The sequence below is a fragment of the Buchnera aphidicola (Hyadaphis tataricae) genome (assembly GCF_005081445.1).
Lineage (GTDB): Bacteria > Pseudomonadota > Gammaproteobacteria > Enterobacterales > Enterobacteriaceae > Buchnera > Buchnera aphidicola_AE.
In genome coordinates, this window is the sequence record NZ_CP034873.1 from 239,180 (window position 1) to 260,128 (window position 20,949).

The following is a 20,949-nucleotide window of genomic DNA, read 5'->3' on the forward strand; positions in this document are numbered from 1 at the left end:
AAATGGTAGTGAAATATTTATTTGTCCAGATGGTGTATGTATTGTAAATGATGTTCCATATTTATTTATTTTAATGTTACTTGAAAAAAAATTACTATTTTTTTTTTTTTAATAGAGAAATATAAAATATTTTTATTATGTATGTATTTAGACCATTTTGAAAGATGATGGCTATCTAAATTTATAATAACAGTTCCATTATCTTGAAGACCAGAGAAAATCTCAGATTTTGATTTAGAAACGCCTAAAAGTGATTTGAAACCCGTTAAATGGGCATAATAAATGTTATTTATAAGTATAACGTTTGGTTTTGTAATATTACTGGTATAGAAAATTTCACCCGGTTGATTAGCACCCAATTCGATGACACCATATTTATGTTTTTGATTCAGTTGTAATAAGGTAATAGGTACACCGATATTGTTATTATAATTTTCAATAGTAGATATTGTTTTTCCATTTTGTCTTAATATAGATGCGGTCATTTCTTTAACAGAAGTTTTTCCACAAGATCCTGTAATCGCTATTATTTTTGATTTTGTTGACATTCTCACCCAATGCGCAAGCTTTCCTAAAGCCATAGAGGTGTTTTTGACTACGATATACGAGATACAAAATTGAATTTTTTTTTGTGCAAGAATCGCAGAACAACCGTTTAATACAGCATCATGTATGAATATATGAGCATCGAATTTTTTACCTATTAACGCAACAAAAAGACATCCTGGAACGACCATTTTACTATTTATAACAACATTATTAATTATTTTGTCTATGCCATATAATGTGCCATTAGTGATTTTAGCGACTTGTTTTAACGATAAAGATATCATATATCTTTTCCTAATAATTTTAATACTGTTGTTTTGTCCGAATAATTAATATGTCGATTTTTAATAATTTGTTGTTCCTCGTGACCTTTTCCAGCTATAAAAATAATATCATTAGATTTGGATTTAAAAAATGCATAAGATATCGCTTTTTTTCTATTTAAAATAATTAAAATTTTTTTCTTATTTTTAATGCCATTTAAAATATTTACTACAATATTGCGCTCTTTTTCATTTCTTGGATTATCATTGGTAATAATAATTTTATCTGCTATTGATTCAGCAATTGATCCCATAATAGAACGTTTTGTTTTGTCTCTCTCTCCTCCGCATCCAAATATACACCATATATACTTTTGTTTATACTGTAAACGTATTGCAGTCAGCGCTTGTTGTAATGCATCAGGGGTATGAGCATAATCAATAACAAATTTTGTCTTACTATGATATTTAAAAGTTTCCATACGACCCTGAATGGGTTTGATTTCATTGGATGTCTTGAGTAAATCTGACAAACTATAACCTAATTCTAAAAGACACGCTAATGATAATAAAAGATTGATAACATTAAATCTTCCTATTAGAGAAGATGATATTTTAGCATTGCCCCAACTTGATTCAAAAGTAATTTGAACTGTTTCTTCATAATATTGAATATTTGTAGCATTTATCCATTTTTTTGAATATTTTTTTTGTGTATTATCTTGGATAGTGACCGCTACAGTATAAAAATTAAATAATTTTTTTAGCCATATTTTACCGTGATCATCATTTGCATTTATTATGATTTTTTTTACAATATGAGTACTAAATAGCAACCATTTAGATGATTCATATTGTTGCATGTTTTTATGATAATCTAAATGGTCTTGACTAAGATTTGTAAATACTCCAATATAAAAATGAACACCTTTAACACGGTGCTGTATTAGACCATGTGATGAAACTTCCATCGTAACTAATTTAGTTTTTTTTTTCAGTGCCATATATAAAAAAGATTGAATATAAATAGCCGAAGGGGTTGTATTTTTTGTGGGTTTTAAAAAACCATAAAAACCATTTCCTAATGTTCCAATAGTAGCAACTTTATCACCTAGTATATTAGTCCATTGATTAATAACTTGTGTTACAGTAGTTTTTCCATTAGTACCGGTAACTCCAATTATTTTGATTTTTTTTCCTGGTGTGTTATAAAAGCGATCTGCTAATAATGAAATATGTTCATTGAGTCTAAAAAAACGTATAATAGGAACATAGTTCATATACTTACATTTTCCATGATCTAATTTTTTGTGAATTTCATATAAAATTGTTGTTGCTTGTTTATGAATAGCCTCGTAAATAAAATTACGTCCATCTTGTTTTGTACCGAGAATTGCTATAAACAAAGTACCTGGTACTACAGTACGGCTATCCATACTTAAATGAAAAATATCTTTTTTGGGAGCATTTTGTATCCATGGTGATAACAAATGTTTCAAACAAACCTTATTCATTTTATACCTAACTATTCTAGTTCATGATCTTTTTGAATATGTTGTGTTGTTAATGTTGATTCCATGATACTACTAAATACTGGAGCCGAAATTGCTCCTCCATAGTATTGTTGTTTTTTTGGATTATCAATCATCACTATTAATGAAAAACGTGGACTACTCGCCGGAGCTATTCCTGCAGTATAAGCTATGTATTTTTTTACATATTTTCCATTCTTACCGATTTTTTTTACAGTACCTGTTTTAACAGCAACACGATATCCTTTCACTGCCGCCTTCAGACCTCCACCACCCTTTATAGCCACTTTTTCTAGCATTTTTATAACCTGTTTTACATATTTTTTAGAAAAAATTCTTATTTCTTTTTCTGGTCTCTGTACTTTAAAAATTGAAAGAGATCGATATACGCCATAACTACCAATTGTTGCATATAATCTTGCTAATTGCAGAGGTGTTACCATCAATCCATATCCAAATGAAAATGTAGCTTTATCTAAATCAGACCAATGTTTTCTTTTTGGAATAAATCCGTTTTTTTCTCCTATTAAACCTAATTGGGTAGGTTGTCCTAATCCAAATTTCAGATAGCTCTCAATTAACTGTGAAGTTGGTATACATAATGCCACTCTTGATACTCCTACATTACTAGATTTTTGCAATATACCTGTAACAGTAAGTGTTTTATGATACGAAACATCGTGTATTTTATGTTTTTTTATTAAATATGGTTTGGTGTTGATAATTGAGTTTTCTTTAATGATACCTAGTTTTAATCCTTCCATAATCACTATTGGTTTAACTGTTGATCCTGGTTCAAAGACATCTGTAATAGCTCTGTTTCTAATGTTGTTTGTAGAACTGTTCCGCATATTATTTGGATCGTATGCAGGACTATTGACCATAGCTAAAATTTCTCCAGTTTTAATATCAATTAATACGGCAGTTCCTGAGTCAGCTTGATTTTCTTGAACTGCTTTGTTTAAGTGATTATAAGTCATTTTTTGTAATTGTGTATCTATGCTAAGTGTTAGATTTTTAGAGATTGCTTTATTTATGATCAGTGTTTTTTCAATAATTTGACCGCGGTTATCTTTTCTAATTTTAATTTTTCCTGGTTTACCCTGTAACAATTTATTAAAACTTTTTTCTATTCCTTCTAGACCTTCTCCATCAATATTTGTTATACCTATTAGTTGAGAGGTGATTGGTCCTGTTGTGTAAAGTCGTTGTGATTCTTCTAGTATAAAAATACCAGGTAGTTTTAATTTTGTTATGTATTTGCCAATGTCAGGATTAACCTGTCTAGCTAAATAAACGAATTTTGAATTTTTATGTTTATTGATATGAAGCCTTATTGTTTTTAATGGAATTGAAAGAGCTTTAGATAAATCTTTCCATTTAGAATCATTTTGAATATTTTCTATATCATGAATCATCCTAGGATCCGCACAAATTGCATTCACTAATACAGTAACAGCTAATGGATATCCTGCACGATCATAAATCAATCCTCTTGTGCTGAGAGTCGTCTTAATTCTTAACGTTCTTCGATTACCTTCATTAATCAATTTCTCTTTATTAATGATTTGCAAAAAAAACAAACGTGAGATTAAAATCAATAGAGATAATGAAATAAAACTGCATAAAATAAAAAAACGATAATTTTTATAAATTACGTTTTTGAATCGTTTTTCTTTTAAAAATTTAATATTTTTTGTTTTGTGCATTATTTGGATGAATATTCATGATTTTTGTAAATTAATTGTATGCGTAATTGAATTATTTTTTATTTGATATTGTTAATAAAAATAATTTTTTAATGTAGTATAAAATGATTCATGTATATTTTTTCAATAAACTATGCTGTTCACGTTGTTTTTGTTTTATTAAAAAAAGTTTTTCTTCTTTGATCATTAACAAACGAGTTTGATATACTGTCATGACTACACAGAGAGATGATAGTATAATGGCAATGAACAGTATTAAATGTATTTTATAGTTTAAAAAAAGATCATTTTTAATAATAGAGATGAGATTATGACGTTTTTTCTTCATTGTCATGTTGTCTTTCTGCTGTGCGAAGGATGGAACTTCTAGCTCTAGGATTCATTGTGACTTCACTTGAAGTAGGTAAAATACGATTTATAATTTTTAATTGAACTATTTTTAATCTTTTTAATTTTTCTTCTGTAATTGGAAGTCCATATGGCACTGTTGCTTTTTTGCTATTTTGAATCATAAATTGTTTTACAATTCTATCTTCTAAAGAATGAAAACTAATAACTGATATCCTTCCTCCAGGCTTTAATATTTTTAAAGTACTGTCTAATCCTTTTTTTATTTCTTCTAACTCTTTATTGATATGAATTCTAATAGCTTGAAAAGTTCGTTTTGCAGGATGTTTAAATTTATTTCGATTTGGTATAGCTGTTTTAATGATTTTAACAAGTTCAATAGTACTAGTAATTTTTTTTATTTTGTTTTGATTTGTAATTGCGAAGGCTATTCTTCGTGCGAATTTTTCTTCTCCAAAATTTTTTAAAACACATGATATAGTGTTAATATTGCTATTAAAAAGCCAATCTGATGCAGAAATGCCATAGCTAGGATTCATTCTCATATCTAATGGACCATCTTTTTTAAACGAAAATCCTCTTTGATTGTCATCGAGTTGCAAAGAAGAGGTTCCTAAATCAAATATAATGCCATTAACTTTCCCTATAATGTTTTTGTTTTTCGCATGATCTAACAAATTTGAAAATTTTTCATGAATAATATGAAAACGAGGATCTTTGATCTTTTTCCCTATAGAAACAGCATGAGGATCTCTGTCGAGAGAATATAATATTCCATGCTTTCCTAATCGTTTTAAAATTTCATGTGTATGTCCACCTGTACCAAATGTACTATCGATATAAATACCATGTTCTTTGATCTTTAAAGATTGAATTAATTCTTTTTTCATGACTGAAATATGTTTAAGTCGATTTTTCATAACTTTTCATCACTGATAAAGATAATGTAATTAAATAAGATCAATCTGATTATTTTGTAAAATATTTTTTATATTATTTCTTAATAAATAAGATGGTAAGTGAGATATGATATCAATCATTTTAACATAAAATATTAACTAAATTATCCACGTGTAATACCAATAATACCAGAACGGGTGATTTCAATTATTTCTGACAAATTTCTAATAGTTTTTAAAAATGAATCTAATTTTTTTGCAGTGCCGCATAATTGCAATATATAAGTTTTTGATGTCATATCTACAATTTGACCTCGAAACACTTCAGTGATATGTTTAATGCCATCTCTTCCCTGGCTGTTTATTTGTACCTTGATTAACATAATTTCTCTTTCTATATGAGAACATGGTTTAATCTGCATCACTCTTAGTACATCTATTAGTTTGTGTAGTTGTTTTTCAATTTGTTCAATAGTTTTTTCGTCGCCTATGGTCTTTATAGTCATTTTAGATAATGAAGGATCTTCAGTTGGAGCAACTGTTATCGTTTCTATATTATATCCTCTTTGTGAAAATAACCCTATGACTCTTGATAAAGCACCCGATTCGTTTTCTAACAAAATAGATAGAATTCTACGCATATTTTAGTATACCTCTTTTTTCCTTAACCACATTTCATTCATGCCGCCACCTTGAATTTGCATAGGATATACGTGCTCTGATTCATCTATTTTTACATCTACAAATACTAAATAACCTTCAGATAACTTATTTAAAGCCATTTTTAACTTGTTTTCAAGATCTTTTTCTTTAGAAATTTGAATCCCAACATGTCCATACGATTCTGACAATTTTACAAAATCCGGAAGTGATTCCATATAAGAATGAGAATGTCTTCCAGAATAAATCATATCTTGCCATTGTTTCACCATACCTAAAGAAGCATTATTGAGATTCAATATTAATATTGATAAATTATATTGTCTTGCAGTAGACAATTCTTGTATGTTCATTTGAATACTACCATCTCCAGTAATGCAAACAACCGTTTTTTTAGGTAGGGCTAATTTAACGCCTAAGGCAGCGGGAAAACCAAAACCCATAGTGCCGAGTCCACCAGAATTGATCCATCTTCTCGGCTTATTAAATTGATAATATAATGCAGCAAACATCTGATGCTGCCCTACATCTGCAGTAACATAAGCTTCACCTTTAGTTAGTTTGAAAAGAGTTTCAATGACTTTTTGCGGTTTAATTTTTGAACTATTTTGATCATATTGTAAACTATTAGTATCCCTCCATGTTTGAATGCGTTGCCACCAATCCTTTAAACATTGAATATGTGTTTCTTTTTTTAGTAATGTTAACATCGTTTGTAACACTTGTTTTGCATCTCCAACAATTGGTATGTGAGCAGAAACAGTTTTAGAAATTGAAGTTGGATCGATATCAACATGTAAAATTGTTGCATTTGGACAATATTTTTTGACATTGTTTGTTGTGCGATCGTCAAATCTTACACCAATAGCAAAAATAACATCTGCATAATGCATGGCCATATTTGCTTCATAAGTACCGTGCATACCTAACATAGAAAGACTTTGAGGATGTTGTCCAGGAAAGGCACCTAATCCCATTAAAGAAGTGGTGACAGGGAAATTTGTTTTTTTAGCAAATAACAGCAATTCTTTACTGCTTTCAGAACTAATAATACCTCCTCCAGCATAAATTACTGGTTGCTTAGCCTGTAGTAGTTGATACAGTGCTTTTTTAATTTGACCCTGATGTCCTTTGGTTGTTGGATTATATGATCTTATATCAATATTTTTTGGCCATTGATACGCGTATTTTTTTTCTTTTTTTAAAATATCTTTCGGTAAATCAATTACTACAGGTCCGGGTCTTCCGCTTGATGCCAGCCAAAAAGATTTTTTAAAAATCAATGGAATATCTTCGGTGTTTTTTACTAAAAAACTATGTTTTACTATTGGTCTAGAAATTCCTATCATGTCACATTCTTGAAAAGCATCGTATCCAATTAATGAAGAGGGTACTTGACCTGATATGACAACTATTGGAACAGAATCCATATATGCAGTAGCGATTCCTGTAATAGCGTTAGTCGCTCCTGGTCCTGAAGTAACCAACACTACACCTGTTCTTCCGGTAGATCTTGCATATCCGTCAGCCATATGAGTTGCTGCTTGCTCGTGTCTGACTAAAATATGCTCAATTCCACCAATAGTTTTTAAAGCATCATAAATATCTAGTACAGCCCCACCAGGATAACCAAATACATGTTGTACTCCCTGATTAATTAATGATCGAATGACCATTTCGGCTCCTGATAATTTTTCCATTCTTTCCTCCAGGATGCTAATTGAGTATAGGTATTTTCCCAGTTTGCTATTTAGCAGTAGATACTGTAGTTTATTGAGATAAAATTAGAGTAATGTGATGTATAAATTTTATATATTGATTTATTTTTTTTCAAAATACATTCATTTAAAATGATATTTTTTTATTTTTCAAATCTATTTAAATAAAATTTATTATTACAATAATATCAGATATTATCAATTTTTAGAAATAATTAAATCTAATTTGTATTGTTTTTTGAAATAAATTATTACAGAAATTAACTCACTAAAAATTTTCTAAATTGAGGCGATATCCATGTTGAAAAAGAGTGTTTGTTTTTTGTGATTAAACAAGCTGCTAATTTTTCTTGCAATATTATTTTTTTAGCTTTTTTAAATCCTAATACTAGTAATCCTGTATCCCAACCATCTGCTTCTAATGCAGTATTAGTAATAACGCTCACTGAAACTAAATTGTGTGTGATAGGTTTTCCATTTTCGGGATCAATCAAATGAGAAATGCGTTTTCCTTGAAGATAGTAATAATTTCGATAAGTTCCTGACGTACTGATGGCATTATTTTTCAAATTTATCATTAAGTGAACTGATTGTTTATTATCAATAGGTTTTTGAATAGCAATAACTTTAGGTTGTTCCGATTGTTCTGCTTGTACTACAACAGCTCCTCCAACTGCGACTGTAAAATTTTTTATTTTATTTTTTTTTAAAACATATGCCACGTGATCTGCAGCGAATCCTTCTCCCAAGGTTGACAGATTAATTTGAATATTATCGATGTTCTTTTTTAAATAAATACCAAAATGATTTTTAATAATTTTTAAATGTTGACTACCAGATAAAGAAAGTTTTTTTTTTATTTTTTTTATTGAAGGATAGTTCATTGGTTTATCTTTATTGCCAAAACCCCATATATTAATCAATGAACTTATCGTAATATCTAATTTTCCATAAGTTTTTTTGTTGATCTTTAATGCTGTTAAAAGTATATGATAAAAATTTTTATTGATACTTTGAAGTTCATTTTTTTTTAGTTTATTAAATTTAGACACTATAGATTGTTTTTTCCAAGAAGAAATCATATTTTCATCTTGGTTTAAAGTTTTTTGAATTAGATGATATATAAGTGTTTTATTTTGAAGAATGGTAGTTTTTACTTTCCAATATGTTCCCATAGTTTTTCCTTGTAAAATCATAGAATTTTGTATTTTTTTAGTGAGAAATTGATTGCAAAACAACACTGTAATATAAAAAAAAATAACAAAAAAACCGAAAATTTTTTTTAAAGACATAATTTATGACTGTTCCTTTTTTATAAAATGTTTCTAAAATGATAAACAAAAATAGTATATTTTTAGTATAAGTTTGATGCGTAATATTAATAATTTTACAAATTCACGAGTCTTGGAATTCAAGTAAGATGGAGTGTATAATAAACAATTTGCTTTACTTAACTGAAATGATAATTTTTTATAACAATATATTTTATTTTAGATAACGCTGTAATAATGAGAAAGATACAATGAAAAGAGTAAAGATCGTAATATTAATCGAAGCAATACTGTTTTTAATGTTGTTATTAAGTTTTCGAGTTTCTTCGAATGGTGTTATTGACATAAACGATATCAATTATTCTAATAAATTAGCTCCTAGTTTAGCTCCAATGTTAGAAAAAGTGATGCCTTCAGTCATTAGTATTAATATTGAAGGAAGCACTGTTGTAAATGCTGCTCGAATACCTCATCAATTTAATCCATTTTTTGGTCATCATTCTCCTTTTTGCCAAGGTAATTCCCCTTTTCGATATTCTCCTTTTTGTCGTGTTGATCCTCATTATAATAAACATAAAAAATTTCGAGCTTTAGGTTCAGGGGTTATTATTGATGCCGATAAAGGATATGCAGTAACCAACAATCATGTTATAGAACATGCCAATAAAATTCGTGTACAACTAAGTGATGGACGTCGTTATGACGCTCATGTTATTGGTAATGATCCTCGTTCTGATATTGCTTTGATTCAATTAAAGAACGCACATAATTTAAAAGCAATCAAAATAGCTGATTCTGATAGTTTACGAGTAGGGGATTATACTGTAGCAATTGGTAACCCATATGGTCTTGGTGAAACCGTTACTTCAGGAATTATTTCAGCTTTGGGTCGAAGCGGATTAAACATTGAGCATTATGAAAATTTCATTCAAACTGACGCTGCGATCAATAGAGGTAATTCTGGTGGAGCATTAGTAAATTTAAATGGTGAATTAATAGGTATTAATACTGCTATATTATCTCCAGAAGGTGGAAATATCGGAATAGGTTTTGCTATACCTGGTAATATGGTAAAAAATTTAACTGCACAAATTGTTCAATTTGGACAAGTTCGAAGAGGTGAATTAGGCATTATTGGGATGGAATTAAATTCAGATCTAGCAAAAATTATGAAAATTAACTCTCAAAAAGGTGTTTTTATCAGTCAAGTTTTACTTAATTCTTCTGCATATAAAGCAGGAATTCAAGCAGGAGATATTATAATTTCTTTAAATAAAAAACCTATTTCTAGTTTTTCTGCCTTGCGTGCTGAAGTGAGTTCATTACCAATTTATACAAAAATGGAATTAGGAGTTTTTAGAGAAGGAAAAATTAAAAATATTATTGTAGAATTAACACATTCGATAAATCATGATTCGAAATCAAAAAAAATTTATATAGGAATTGAAGGTATTGATCTCAGTAATTATTTCTCAAATCAAGAAAAAGGGATACGGGTAGATAATGTAGAATTAAATACTGCAGCATCAAGAGTTGGTTTTAAAAAAAATGATATTATTTTAGAAGTTAATCAACAATATGTAAGAAATATAGAAGATTTAAAACGCATTTTGGAAACGAAACCTAAAATATTGGTTTTTAAAATAAAAAGAGGAAGTGACAATATATATTTAGTGAGTGAGTAATACTTATAATACTTGATAAATTAAAAAAATTATAATTTCCCGCCCGAAATGCACCGGGCGGATTTTTTTATTAAATTTCTCTTAATAGTTGATTTATTTCTGTTTTGCTTAATGTTTTTGAATCTACTTTTTTAACGATAATAGCAGCATAAAGATTATATTGTTTATCTGCAGATGGTAGACTTCCAGACACTACTACAGAATTTGCAGGGACCCTGCCATAATAAATTTTTTTGTTTTCTCTATCATATATTTTTGTGCTTTGTCCAATAAACACTCCCATAGAAATTACCGAACCTTTTTCTATAATAACACCTTCTACAATTTCAGAACGCGCTCCAATAAAACAATTATCTTCAATAATTGTAGGGTTATTTTGTAATGGTTCTAGAACGCCCCCTATTCCAACACCTCCAGATAAATGAACATTTTTTCCAATTTGTGCACAGGACCCTACAGTAGCCCATGTATCTACCATAGTTCCTGTATCGATATTTGCTCCAATATTAATATAAGACGGCATGACTATTGTGTTGCAATTAATAAAAGCACCGTATCTCACTGTAGCTGGAGGTACAATTCGAATTTTTTCTTTTTCAAATTTTTTTGCGTCATATTTTTCATATTTTAATGGTATTTTATCATAGTAATGAGTATAACTATTTGATATAATATTATTATTTTTTGTGTACATATATAATAAAACAGCTTTTTTTAGCCATTGATGAGTGATCCATATTTCATTTTTCTTTTCTGCAATTCTTATTTCTCCATTATTTAATAAATTCATCACATGATTTATCGTGTTTAACACTTTATCATTGATATGATTTATATCATTTTTTTTTTCGTATGCTTCTTCAATAATTTTTTTGAATAATTGCATTTTTTTGTTAACCTGTTTAGTAGTTTGAAAATACAAATATGTTTAGATTATAACAATTTAATTTTTGTTAAATAATTGCGGATTAATTTTTTCGTTTTTTCTCCATGTTAAAATATCGCATCCATAGTCTGTCACTAATATAGTGTGTTCATATTGTGCCGATAAAGATCTATCTTTAGTTTTTACAGTCCAGCCATCTTTCATACTTCTAACTTGAGCATGTCCAGCGTTGATCATTGGTTCAATAGTAAAAATCATTCCTTTTTCTAAAATAATGTTATTTTCTTTGCTTTTATAGTGTAAAATATGAGGTGGTTCATGAAAGCAACGACCAATTCCGTGACCACAATATTCTTTTACAACAGAAAAATTATTTTTTTCGACATAATTTTGAATAATTTCACCAATTTTATATGCAGCGATTCCTGGTTTAATTATTTTTAATGCAAGATAAAGACTATCTTGAGCAATCTTACATAATCTTTGAGACAAAATACTCGTTTCACCTATTAAAAACATTTTTGAGGTGTCACCATGGTAATTATCTTTGATCACTGTAATATCGATATTGATTATATCGCCATTTTTTAATATTTTTTTTTTGCTTGGAATACCGTGACATACTACATCATTCACCGAAGTACAAATAGATTTTGGAAAACCATGGTATCCCAAACAAGCCGAAATTGCTTTTTTTTCTTGAACAATATATTTGTGACAAATTTGATTAATATCTTCAGTACTTATATTGGGTTGCACATGTTTTTCTATCATTTCAAGAACTTCAGAAGCTAATTTTCCAGAGATTCGCATTTTTTTGATTTCTGATTCGGTTTTAATGATCTTGTTCATAATATTCAGTTATTTTCTATGTGATTAGTTTAAAAAGATTTCAAATGTGTTAAAAATTTTTTGCTTGTGGTGTTTGTTATTAAAATTTTTTAAAAATTTTAATATATTGATAATGTTTAATATTTTAAATATCAAAATATAATGTATATTATATAAAATATAATCAAAACTTAATATTTTAATTATGAAAAAATTTTAATAAAATATATTTAAATTCAATTTTGCAACAAGAGAGATAAAAAATGGAAATAGTATCAATGCGCGATATGTTAAAAGCAGGTGTTCATTTTGGTCATCAAACACGTTATTGGAATCCAAAAATGAAGCCTTTTATTTTTGGTACTCGTAATAAAGTACACATTATTAATTTAGAAAAAACTTTACCCATGTTTAATTTCGCGTTAAGTGAATTAAGAAAAATATCGATGAAAAAAGGAAGAATATTATTTGTTGGAACAAAAAAAGCAGCAAGTAAAGGTATAAAAGAAGTAGCAATTCATTGCAATCAATTTTATGTGAATCACCGTTGGTTAGGAGGAATGCTTACCAATTGGAAAACTGTTCGTCAATCGATCAAACGTTTAAAAGATTTAGAAATAGAATCTAAAGATGGTACATTTTCTCAATTAACTAAAAAAGAAGTGTTAATTAGGTCTAGAGAATTATCTAAATTAGAAAATAGTTTAGGTGGAATTAAAAATATGGGTGGATTACCCGATTGTTTGTTTGTTATTGATGCCTCACATGAACACATTGCAATCAAAGAAGCTAACAATTTAGGTATTCCTGTTTTTTCTATTGTAGATACTAATTCTAATCCTGAAAATGTAGATTATGTTATACCAGGAAATGACGATGCTATAAGATCTGTGACTTTGTATTTGAAATCTATTTCTCTTAGTATATCGAAAGTGTACGATCAAAATGTATTAGATAAAGAATTTGTTGGTTCTAAAAAAGATATGATTTTTTAATATTATATATTTTGTTATCTGTTTTTTTTCATAAATATTAAAAAGGCTAAACCAATGAAAACTAATATTACTGCGAGTCTTATTAAAAAACTTAGATCTTATACGGGAGCAGGAATTGTAGAGTGTAAACGTGCGTTAATAGAATCTAATGGTGATATAGAACAATCAATTGATAATTTGCGTAAGTCAGGTAAAGTATATGCTGCAAAGAAAATGAATAATATTACCAATCAAGGTGCAATATTTTCAGGCATTATAAAACATATTGGTGCTATGATTGAATTGAATTGTGAAACTGATTTTGTCTCTAAAGATGATTTATTTGTATTATTTGGAAAAGAAATCATATCAACTGCTTTAAAAAAAGAAATCACAAATATTGAACATTTGAAAAACGTGTTTGAAGAAAAGAGGGCAAATTTAATTTTTAAGACGGGTGAAAATATTAATATTCGTCGTTTTGTTTTAATAAAATCTAAAAAAATACTTTCTTACGTTCATGGTGTTCGCATTGGTGTATTGATTGATGCTCATGGTGTAAATGACACTATTTTAAAAAATATTGCTATGCATATAGCGGCTAGTAAACCTCAATACTTACACCCTCAACATGTTTCTGATGCGGTTTTTAAACGAGAATATCACATTCAATTAGAACTAGCGAAAAAGCTTAAAAAACCTGATAATATATTGAAGAAGATTATATCAGGAAAGATGAATAAATTTGTTAATGATATTTCACTAACCAGTCAAAATTTCATTATGGATTCTAACAAAACAGTACAAGAAATACTCAATCAATATAATTTACATATTAATTCGTTTCATAGATTTGAATTAGGAGAAGTTATTTCTTGATCTTTTTAAAAAAAAATCATTATTTTATTTAATAACGCCATAATATTATCAATAATATATTTAGGTTCAAAATATGTCTAAAAATCAAAACATTATATATCGACGTATTTTATTAAAAATAAGTGGAGAGATTTTTAAAGGAGAAAATGAATTTGGTATTAACATTAGTTCATTACAAAAAATTGCTAGTGAAATTATATCTATAGTGAATCTTGGTATTCAAGTAGGTTTAGTAATTGGAAGTGGAAATTTATTTCGTGGTACACATTTGTATGAATTAGGTTTAAATCGAGTGGTTTCAGATCATATTGGAATTTTGTCTACTATTATTAATAGTTTAGCTATGAAAGATATTATCTCTTCTGATTCTTGTATAAAAACTTGTTTAATGTCAGCTGTTCCATTAAATGGTATTTGTGAAACATATAATCATGAAAGAGCCATGCACTTATTGTCCAAAAACGTTATTTTGATTTTTGCAGCAGGCACTGGCAATCCTTTTTTTACAACAGATTCAGCTGCATGTTTAAGGGGCATTGAAACGAAATCTGATATTATTTTAAAAGGCACAAAAGTCAATGGCATTTATTCCGCAGATCCTAAAAAAAATTCTGGAGCTATTTTATACAAAACTTTAACCTATAAAGATGTTATTGAAAAAGAACTAAAAGTGATGGATTTATCTGCATTTACTCTTGCTAGAGATCATCTTTTACCCATTAGAGTTTTTAATATTAACAATACAGGATCTTTATATCGTATTATTATGGGGTACAATGAAGGTACGATGATTACTGCATAATTTTTTCTACATTCAAGTTTACATGATTGTATACGTGAATCATTTAATTTAAATTGTCAAGTATTTTATGGGTAACAGCTATGATTAATGAGATTGTAAAACATGCTAATGAAAAAATGAATACTGCCGTTGAAATATTTCAAAGTACTCTTAAAAATATCAGAATAGGAAGAGCATCTCCATCCATTTTAAACAAAGTTTATATTGAATATTTTGGGTCTAAAACGTCTTTACGTCAAGTTTCTAATATTATTGTCGAAGATACTCATACTTTGAGAATTAATGTTTTTGACAGTTCTATTACTTCTGTTATTAGAAAAGCAATTTTAAATTCTAATCTTGACTTAAATCCAATAATCCATGGTAAAGATATACTTGTTCAAGTTCCAGCTTTAACTGAGGAAAGAAGAAAAAATGTAATTAAAGTTATTAGAAACGACGCTGAAACTTGTCGTGTTTCCATTCGTAATATTCGAAGAGAAGCAAATGAAAAATTAAAACAATGTATTAAAGAAAAATTTATCAGCAAAGATGAAGAACGCATTGCTCAAACAAAGATACAAAAAATGACAGATGATTATGTTAAAAAAACAGATTCTGTTTTTTTAAAGAAAGAAATAGAACTAATGAAAGTTTAGTTTTTAAGAAATATCAAAACGTAATTAAAACTAACATTTTAGTATTAGTTTTATAATAATAATTTTTTGTTTTTTATAACAAGAATATTCATGAAAAACATAACTATTTTAGGATCTACTGGCGTTGTTGGTAATAATGCTTTATCAGTTATACAGAGTTATCCAGATTTATTTACAGTAGTAGCTTTAGTCGCAAACAAAAACGTGACAATGTTATTAAAGCAATGTTTAGCTTTTTCTCCTATTTGGGTGGCAATGAACGATAAAAAATCTGCTTATTTATTGCAAAGAGAACTACAAGACAGACAAAGCAAAACTCACGTTCTTTTTGGTGCTACTGCAGTTTCTAAGCTTGCATCATTACCTCAAATAGATCACGTAGTATCTGCTATTGTCGGAATGGCAGGTTTATTGCCAACATTATCAGCAATAAGATCGGGTAAAACTATATTGTTAGCTAATAAAGAATCGCTAATTACATGTGGCTCTTTATTTATGAAAGAGCTGACTTCTAGTAAGGCTAAAATTATTCCTATTGATACCGAGCACAATGCTATTTTTCAGTTATTACCTTTAAAAATACAAGAAAATTTAGGTGTATCTGCTTTAAAAACACATGGTATAAAAAATATTATTTTAACAGGTTCTGGAGGTCCGTTTTACAAATTTTCTATCCCTGATTTATCACATGTTACTCCAAATCAAGCGTGTATTCATCCAAACTGGTCAATGGGTAAAAAAATATCAGTAGATTCTGCTACCATGATGAATAAAGGTTTAGAATACGCTGAAGCAAGATTATTGTTTAATGCATCACATTCAGAAATGACAATTTTAATTCATCCAGAATCAATCGTTCATTCTATGGTTCAGTATTGTGATGGATCAGTGTTGGCGCAACTATCAATTCCTGATATAAAAATTGCTATTTTGTATGCGCTTTCTTGGCCAAAACGTATTCATTCTAAATCTGATTTTTTAAGTTTTTTTAAACAAAAAACATTGTCATTTTTTGAGCCGGATTTAATTAAATTTCCATGTCTTAAATTAGCTATTGATGCATTCTCTGAAGGACAAGCTGCAATGACGGTTTTAAATGCAGCGAATGAGATTGCAGTTCAGTCTTTTCTTGATTTTAAAATTTCTTTTGATAAGATTTTTATAGTAAATATCGAAACATTAACGTCTTCTTGTTTTTCAGATCCGCAGTGTATTGAAGATATTTTAGAAATTGATAGAATTTCAAGAGTATTAGCAATGAAAAAAGTATCATCTTTATCATTTTGAGTTCATTATATCATTAAGAATTTTTTTTGTAATTCTTTTTTTAAGAGAAATTTATAGATATTATGATTTATCAATTTTCATTAAAAGATACAAATCAGTATAAAAAAGAATACCCTCATCATGTAGCGATCATTATGGATGGTAATAGACGTTGGGCTTATAAAAAAAGAAAAATGTCTATTTTTGGACATCAAGAAGGTTTTCAAGCAGTAAAAAAAGCAGTCAAATTTTCTATCGTTAATAACATCAAAATATTAACATTATATACTTTTAGCAGCGAAAATTGGACTCGCTCAAAATTTGAAGTAAATGGATTGATGAAACTCTTTTTTTTTGCATTGGAAACTGAAATTTTTAATCTAAAAAAATATAACATAAAATTAAATATAATTGGTGATAAAACATGTTTTGAGACAACGTTACAAAATAAAATAAATGAAGCAGAAATTGAAACTATGCATCACAATGGTTTGATTTTAAACATTGCAGCCAATTATGGTGGAAGATGGGATATAATTCAAAGTGTTAAAAAAATTATTAGTAAAGTGCAAAGAGGAGATTTAAAAATCAATGAAATTAAAGAGGATACTTTTTCGCAGTGTTTATCCACTAGTCATTTATTACCGGTAGACTTAGTTATCAGAACAGGAGGAGAAAAGAGAATTAGTAATTTTTTATTATGGCAAATTGCTTATGCAGAATTATATTTTACAGATGTTTTATGGCCTGATTTTAATCAACATATTTTTCAACATGCTATAGATTTTTTTATATCTAGAGAACGTCGTTTTGGAGGTGGTACAGACATTCATCAAGAAAATTTTTTTAAAAAATAATTGTAATTGTTTAATAAATCAAGTTTATGTATTCATCGTATAATGTCACCAACAATTTTCAAAATTTTTTATTAAAATATTTAATTTATATTAGGAGAGATAATATATACATTGAAAAAAATATTAAGCTTTTTAATTTTTATTTTTTAATTATATTCGTTGTGTAAAATTGTTTATTTTGTATAAAACACAATGTTTTTTAGGAAAAATTTTAATAATAATGTTAATAAAAAAATTTTTTATGTGTTTTTTAATGATTTTTAGTACTTTTGTATATGCTAAAAACATATGGTTTGTTAAAGATATTGAATTTACAGGATTAAAGAATTATTCCAAAAATGAACTTTTAAATAATATACAGTTTCATGTTGGTAGTACAGTATCCAATGATGACATTAAGAGCAGTATAAAATCTTTGTTTAAAACTGGAAGATTTGAAGATATTCAAGTGTTTTTATCAAAAGATAAAATTGTTTTTCATGTATATGAAAGACCTATCATTGCCGATGTTCTCTTCTCAGGAAACACAATTATTAATAATAATGCGTTAAAAAAATATTTAACTAAATTGCATATCGAAAAAAATCATGTGTTTAATCCTTCGATAGCTGAGATGTTTATTAAAACGATACATCATGCTTATGAAGATCTTGGACGATATAAATCGCATGTTAAAATTTTGAAAAGTTTTTCTACTTATAATCGAGTTAATTTAAAAATACTCATTGATGAAGGTTTACCAATAAAAATTAACAACATTGAAGTTTTAGGCGTTAAGAGTTTTCCTAAAACAAAAATTATTTCATTATTTCAATTAAAACAAGATCATTCTTGGTGGAATGTTTTTGATAATTTTTTTTATTCTCCTAAATTTTTTGATCACAGTTTGAATAAATTGCATAATTTTTATTTAAGTCAAGGATATTTTTATTTTCAGATAAATAAAAGCAAAATAGATTATGTTAATAATGTTAATAATCAACATGGTGTTAACATTAAAATAAATGTTTTTGAAGGAGAGCAATATAGAATTTCAAAGTTTTTTGTAAATGGCAATTTACTTTCTTACAAAAATTTAATTGAAAATATGATTAAAATTGATAAAAACGAATTGTATAATAAAGATAAATTAGATGACATAATCATTCGAATAAAACAACGTTTATCTGAATATGGCTATATTGATGCAGAAGTCAGTATTGATCCAGAAGTGAATCATAAATCTAAAAAAATTATCATCCATTTTAATATTGATATTAAAAAACGATTTTTTGTAAGAAAAATTCAATTTATAGGAAATCGATCTACTCAAGATCAGGTATTAAGAAGATTAATAAAACAAATAGAAGGGAGATATGTTAATTCAAAACTGATCGATTCTGGAAAAAAATTGTTAGAAAAAACAAAATTTTTTAGTGATGTACAAATTATTAAAAATCATGTATTCAATACTTCTAATCAAGTAGATATTATATATCAAGTAAAAGAACAACCTACTGGATCTATCAATTTTGGTTTAGGATATGGCATGGATAGCGGTGTTAGTTTTAATACATCTTTTTCTAAAGATAATCTTTTAGGTTCTGGAAATTCTTTTAAATCAACTATTATTAAAAATAATAATCAACAATATGCTGATGTTTCTATGATTTTTCCTTATTTTATTTTTAATACAACTGATTTAAATACTAGATTTTTTTATAATGATTTTAAATATAATTTAAATGGTATGACCAATGTTACAAAAAATACTTATGGATTTGAAAGTAATTTTGGATTACCACTAAATGATTATAATAAGATAAATTTTGGATTTGGATACAGCCATAATGGAATTTTTAATGAAAATAATACAGCAAAAAAATCTTTATCGAACAATAATGAATGGAATACGAAGTTTTTGCAAACTAATTCAGTTAATGACTTTACCATAAACTATTCTTGGATATATGATAGTCTTCAGTATCGTTATTTTCCTATTGATGGTAATCAGACTTATGTCAGTGGAAAAAATACTATTCCTGGTTCTGATAATAATTTTTATAAAATAATACTAGATAGTGAAGTATATTTACCATTGAATAAAGCAAAAGAATTAATATTTTTAAGTCATCTTCATATGGGTATAGGAAACAGTTTTAACGGAGATAAGTTACCGTTTTATGAAAATTTTTCTGTGACTGGTGTCAACAATATTCGTGGATTTCAACCTCATACTATAGGGCCGAAAACAGTTTATAATCTCGATGATGCACACAATTGTACTGGATATGAACATGACAATTTATGTGAATCAATCGATTCTATTGGTGGAAACTCTACTGTTGTTGCCAATTTAGAGTTAATTACACCAATACCGTTTTTAGATCATGTATATTCAAAATTTCTAAGGTCTTCTATATTTTTTGACATTGGTAATATTTGGGATACACAACAAAATAATAAAAATAATTTAAATTCATTAATGTGGTTAAAAAACAATATTTTAAACGATGTTTATGCTTCAATAGGTATTTCATTACAATGGTTTTCCCCTATTGGTCCATTAGCTTTTTCTTATGCTATTCCGGTTCAGAAAAATAACTATCATCAGTTGGAGGCGTTTCAATTTAACATTGGAAAAAATTGGTAATATTATAATTGATCTAAAAACTACTATTTCTGCATCAATATGTTTTTTTTAAAAATATTTAGTATGCATTAAATTTTTATAATAGGCGTAAACAGTTTGAAAGATATCAATGATTCTGTAAATGCTAAAAGTATTTTAAAAATTTTACCTCATCGTTATCCATTTTTAATGATTGACAAAGTGATAACATTTAAAATTTTTAAATGTTTAAAAGCTATAAAAAATTGTTCAATTAATGAGCCATTTTTTCAAGGTCATTTTTTAAAAAATCCCATTTTTCCTGGTGTATTAATTATTGAAGCGATGGCTCAAGCTTCAGGTATTTTAATATACAAAAGCACAGGAGAATTAAATATTAATAAGCTATATCATTTTGTAGGAATGGATAATGTTCGTTTTAAAAAAAATGTTATTCCTGGTGATCAAATTTTAATCGAAGTAATTTGGTCAGAAGTGAATAAAAAGATTTTAAAATTTAAAAATATAGCTATAGTAAAAAATAACATTGTTTGTAAATCTACGATAATTTTTTCTAAAACAGTTTTTTAAA

Annotated in this window: 19 protein-coding genes and 1 pseudogene; 9 read left to right on the plus strand and 11 right to left on the minus strand. The window is 27.5% G+C overall.

What is annotated here, in order from left to right; genetic code table 11:
• Positions 1-12 precede the first annotated feature (12 nt).
• The 9 genes and pseudogenes from D9V69_RS03150 to D9V69_RS01125 all read right to left on the minus strand — a co-directional run.
• Positions 13-75 (minus strand): annotated as a pseudogene (locus D9V69_RS03150) (hypothetical protein); the annotation flags it as partial.
• Positions 66-833 carry a Mur ligase family protein gene (locus D9V69_RS03115; RefSeq protein ID WP_261979643.1) on the minus strand — a complete coding sequence of 256 codons (768 nt, stop codon included), beginning with the start codon at positions 831-833 and terminating at the stop codon, positions 66-68. The gene D9V69_RS03115 and the pseudogene D9V69_RS03150, both read right to left, overlap by 10 nt.
• Entirely contained in the window at positions 830-2,326 is a 1,497-nt protein-coding gene (murE, locus tag D9V69_RS01095) for a UDP-N-acetylmuramoyl-L-alanyl-D-glutamate--2,6-diaminopimelate ligase (RefSeq protein ID WP_158356500.1), read from the minus strand. The genes D9V69_RS03115 and murE overlap by 4 nt, the downstream gene beginning before the upstream one ends.
• Before the next feature lie 11 nt (positions 2,327-2,337).
• Entirely contained in the window at positions 2,338-4,053 is a 1,716-nt protein-coding gene (gene ftsI, locus D9V69_RS01100) for a peptidoglycan glycosyltransferase FtsI (RefSeq protein ID WP_158356501.1), read from the minus strand.
• A 109-nt stretch (positions 4,054-4,162) separates the two neighbouring features.
• Positions 4,163-4,381 (minus strand): cell division protein FtsL, encoded by a 219-nt coding sequence (locus tag D9V69_RS01105; RefSeq protein WP_158356502.1) that lies wholly within the window; start codon positions 4,379-4,381, stop codon positions 4,163-4,165.
• Positions 4,362-5,321 (minus strand): 16S rRNA (cytosine(1402)-N(4))-methyltransferase RsmH, encoded by a 960-nt coding sequence (gene rsmH / locus D9V69_RS01110; RefSeq protein WP_158356503.1) that lies wholly within the window; start codon positions 5,319-5,321, stop codon positions 4,362-4,364. Before rsmH ends, D9V69_RS01105 begins: the two co-directional genes overlap by 20 nt.
• Before the next feature lie 143 nt (positions 5,322-5,464).
• Entirely contained in the window at positions 5,465-5,941 is a 477-nt protein-coding gene (gene ilvN, locus D9V69_RS01115) for an acetolactate synthase small subunit (protein WP_158356504.1), read from the minus strand.
• A gap of 3 nt (positions 5,942-5,944) precedes the next feature.
• Complete coding sequence (locus D9V69_RS01120; protein ID WP_158356505.1) at positions 5,945-7,660, minus strand: acetolactate synthase 3 large subunit; 1,716 nt, start codon at positions 7,658-7,660, stop codon at positions 5,945-5,947.
• Positions 7,661-7,938: 278 nt separating this feature from the next.
• Positions 7,939-8,970 (minus strand): FAD:protein FMN transferase, encoded by a 1,032-nt coding sequence (locus D9V69_RS01125; RefSeq protein ID WP_158356506.1) that lies wholly within the window; start codon positions 8,968-8,970, stop codon positions 7,939-7,941.
• A gap of 230 nt (positions 8,971-9,200) precedes the next feature.
• Here D9V69_RS01125 and degP point away from each other — a divergent pair, with 230 nt between their 5' ends.
• The gene (gene degP, locus D9V69_RS01130) at positions 9,201-10,634 is read left to right on the plus strand and encodes a serine endoprotease DegP (protein WP_158356507.1); all 1,434 of its coding nucleotides are present in this window, start codon (positions 9,201-9,203) and stop codon (positions 10,632-10,634) included.
• 70 nt (positions 10,635-10,704) lie between these two features.
• Here the strand turns inward: degP and dapD are convergent, their stop codons facing one another.
• Together dapD and map are read right to left on the minus strand one after the other, a co-directional pair.
• Positions 10,705-11,520 carry a 2,3,4,5-tetrahydropyridine-2,6-dicarboxylate N-succinyltransferase gene (dapD, locus tag D9V69_RS01135; RefSeq protein ID WP_158356508.1) on the minus strand — a complete coding sequence of 272 codons (816 nt, stop codon included), beginning with the start codon at positions 11,518-11,520 and terminating at the stop codon, positions 10,705-10,707.
• A gap of 57 nt (positions 11,521-11,577) precedes the next feature.
• The gene (gene map / locus D9V69_RS01140) at positions 11,578-12,372 is read right to left on the minus strand and encodes a type I methionyl aminopeptidase (RefSeq protein WP_158356509.1); all 795 of its coding nucleotides are present in this window, start codon (positions 12,370-12,372) and stop codon (positions 11,578-11,580) included.
• A gap of 242 nt (positions 12,373-12,614) precedes the next feature.
• On the opposite strand from map, the gene rpsB reads away from it, so the two are divergent.
• From rpsB to fabZ, 8 genes are all read left to right on the plus strand, one after another.
• Complete coding sequence (rpsB, locus tag D9V69_RS01145) at positions 12,615-13,346, plus strand: 30S ribosomal protein S2 (RefSeq protein ID WP_158356510.1); 732 nt, start codon at positions 12,615-12,617, stop codon at positions 13,344-13,346.
• A gap of 54 nt (positions 13,347-13,400) precedes the next feature.
• Positions 13,401-14,204 carry a translation elongation factor Ts gene (tsf, locus tag D9V69_RS01150; RefSeq protein ID WP_158356511.1) on the plus strand — a complete coding sequence of 268 codons (804 nt, stop codon included), beginning with the start codon at positions 13,401-13,403 and terminating at the stop codon, positions 14,202-14,204.
• Between the two features lie 73 nt (positions 14,205-14,277).
• Complete coding sequence (gene pyrH, locus D9V69_RS01155) at positions 14,278-15,006, plus strand: UMP kinase (protein ID WP_158356512.1); 729 nt, start codon at positions 14,278-14,280, stop codon at positions 15,004-15,006.
• Between the two features lie 80 nt (positions 15,007-15,086).
• A complete protein-coding gene (frr, locus tag D9V69_RS01160; protein ID WP_158356513.1) occupies positions 15,087-15,644 on the plus strand; it encodes a ribosome recycling factor in 558 nt (185 codons plus the stop codon).
• Positions 15,645-15,734: 90 nt separating this feature from the next.
• A complete protein-coding gene (gene ispC, locus D9V69_RS01165; RefSeq protein WP_158356514.1) occupies positions 15,735-16,931 on the plus strand; it encodes a 1-deoxy-D-xylulose-5-phosphate reductoisomerase in 1,197 nt (398 codons plus the stop codon).
• A gap of 62 nt (positions 16,932-16,993) precedes the next feature.
• Positions 16,994-17,767 carry a polyprenyl diphosphate synthase gene (gene uppS / locus D9V69_RS01170; RefSeq protein ID WP_158356515.1) on the plus strand — a complete coding sequence of 258 codons (774 nt, stop codon included), beginning with the start codon at positions 16,994-16,996 and terminating at the stop codon, positions 17,765-17,767.
• 220 nt (positions 17,768-17,987) lie between these two features.
• Positions 17,988-20,399 (plus strand): outer membrane protein assembly factor BamA, encoded by a 2,412-nt coding sequence (bamA, locus tag D9V69_RS01175; RefSeq protein WP_158356516.1) that lies wholly within the window; start codon positions 17,988-17,990, stop codon positions 20,397-20,399.
• Between the two features lie 96 nt (positions 20,400-20,495).
• Complete coding sequence (gene fabZ, locus D9V69_RS01180) at positions 20,496-20,948, plus strand: 3-hydroxyacyl-ACP dehydratase FabZ (RefSeq protein WP_158356517.1); 453 nt, start codon at positions 20,496-20,498, stop codon at positions 20,946-20,948.
• Position 20,949: the final 1 nt, after the last annotated feature.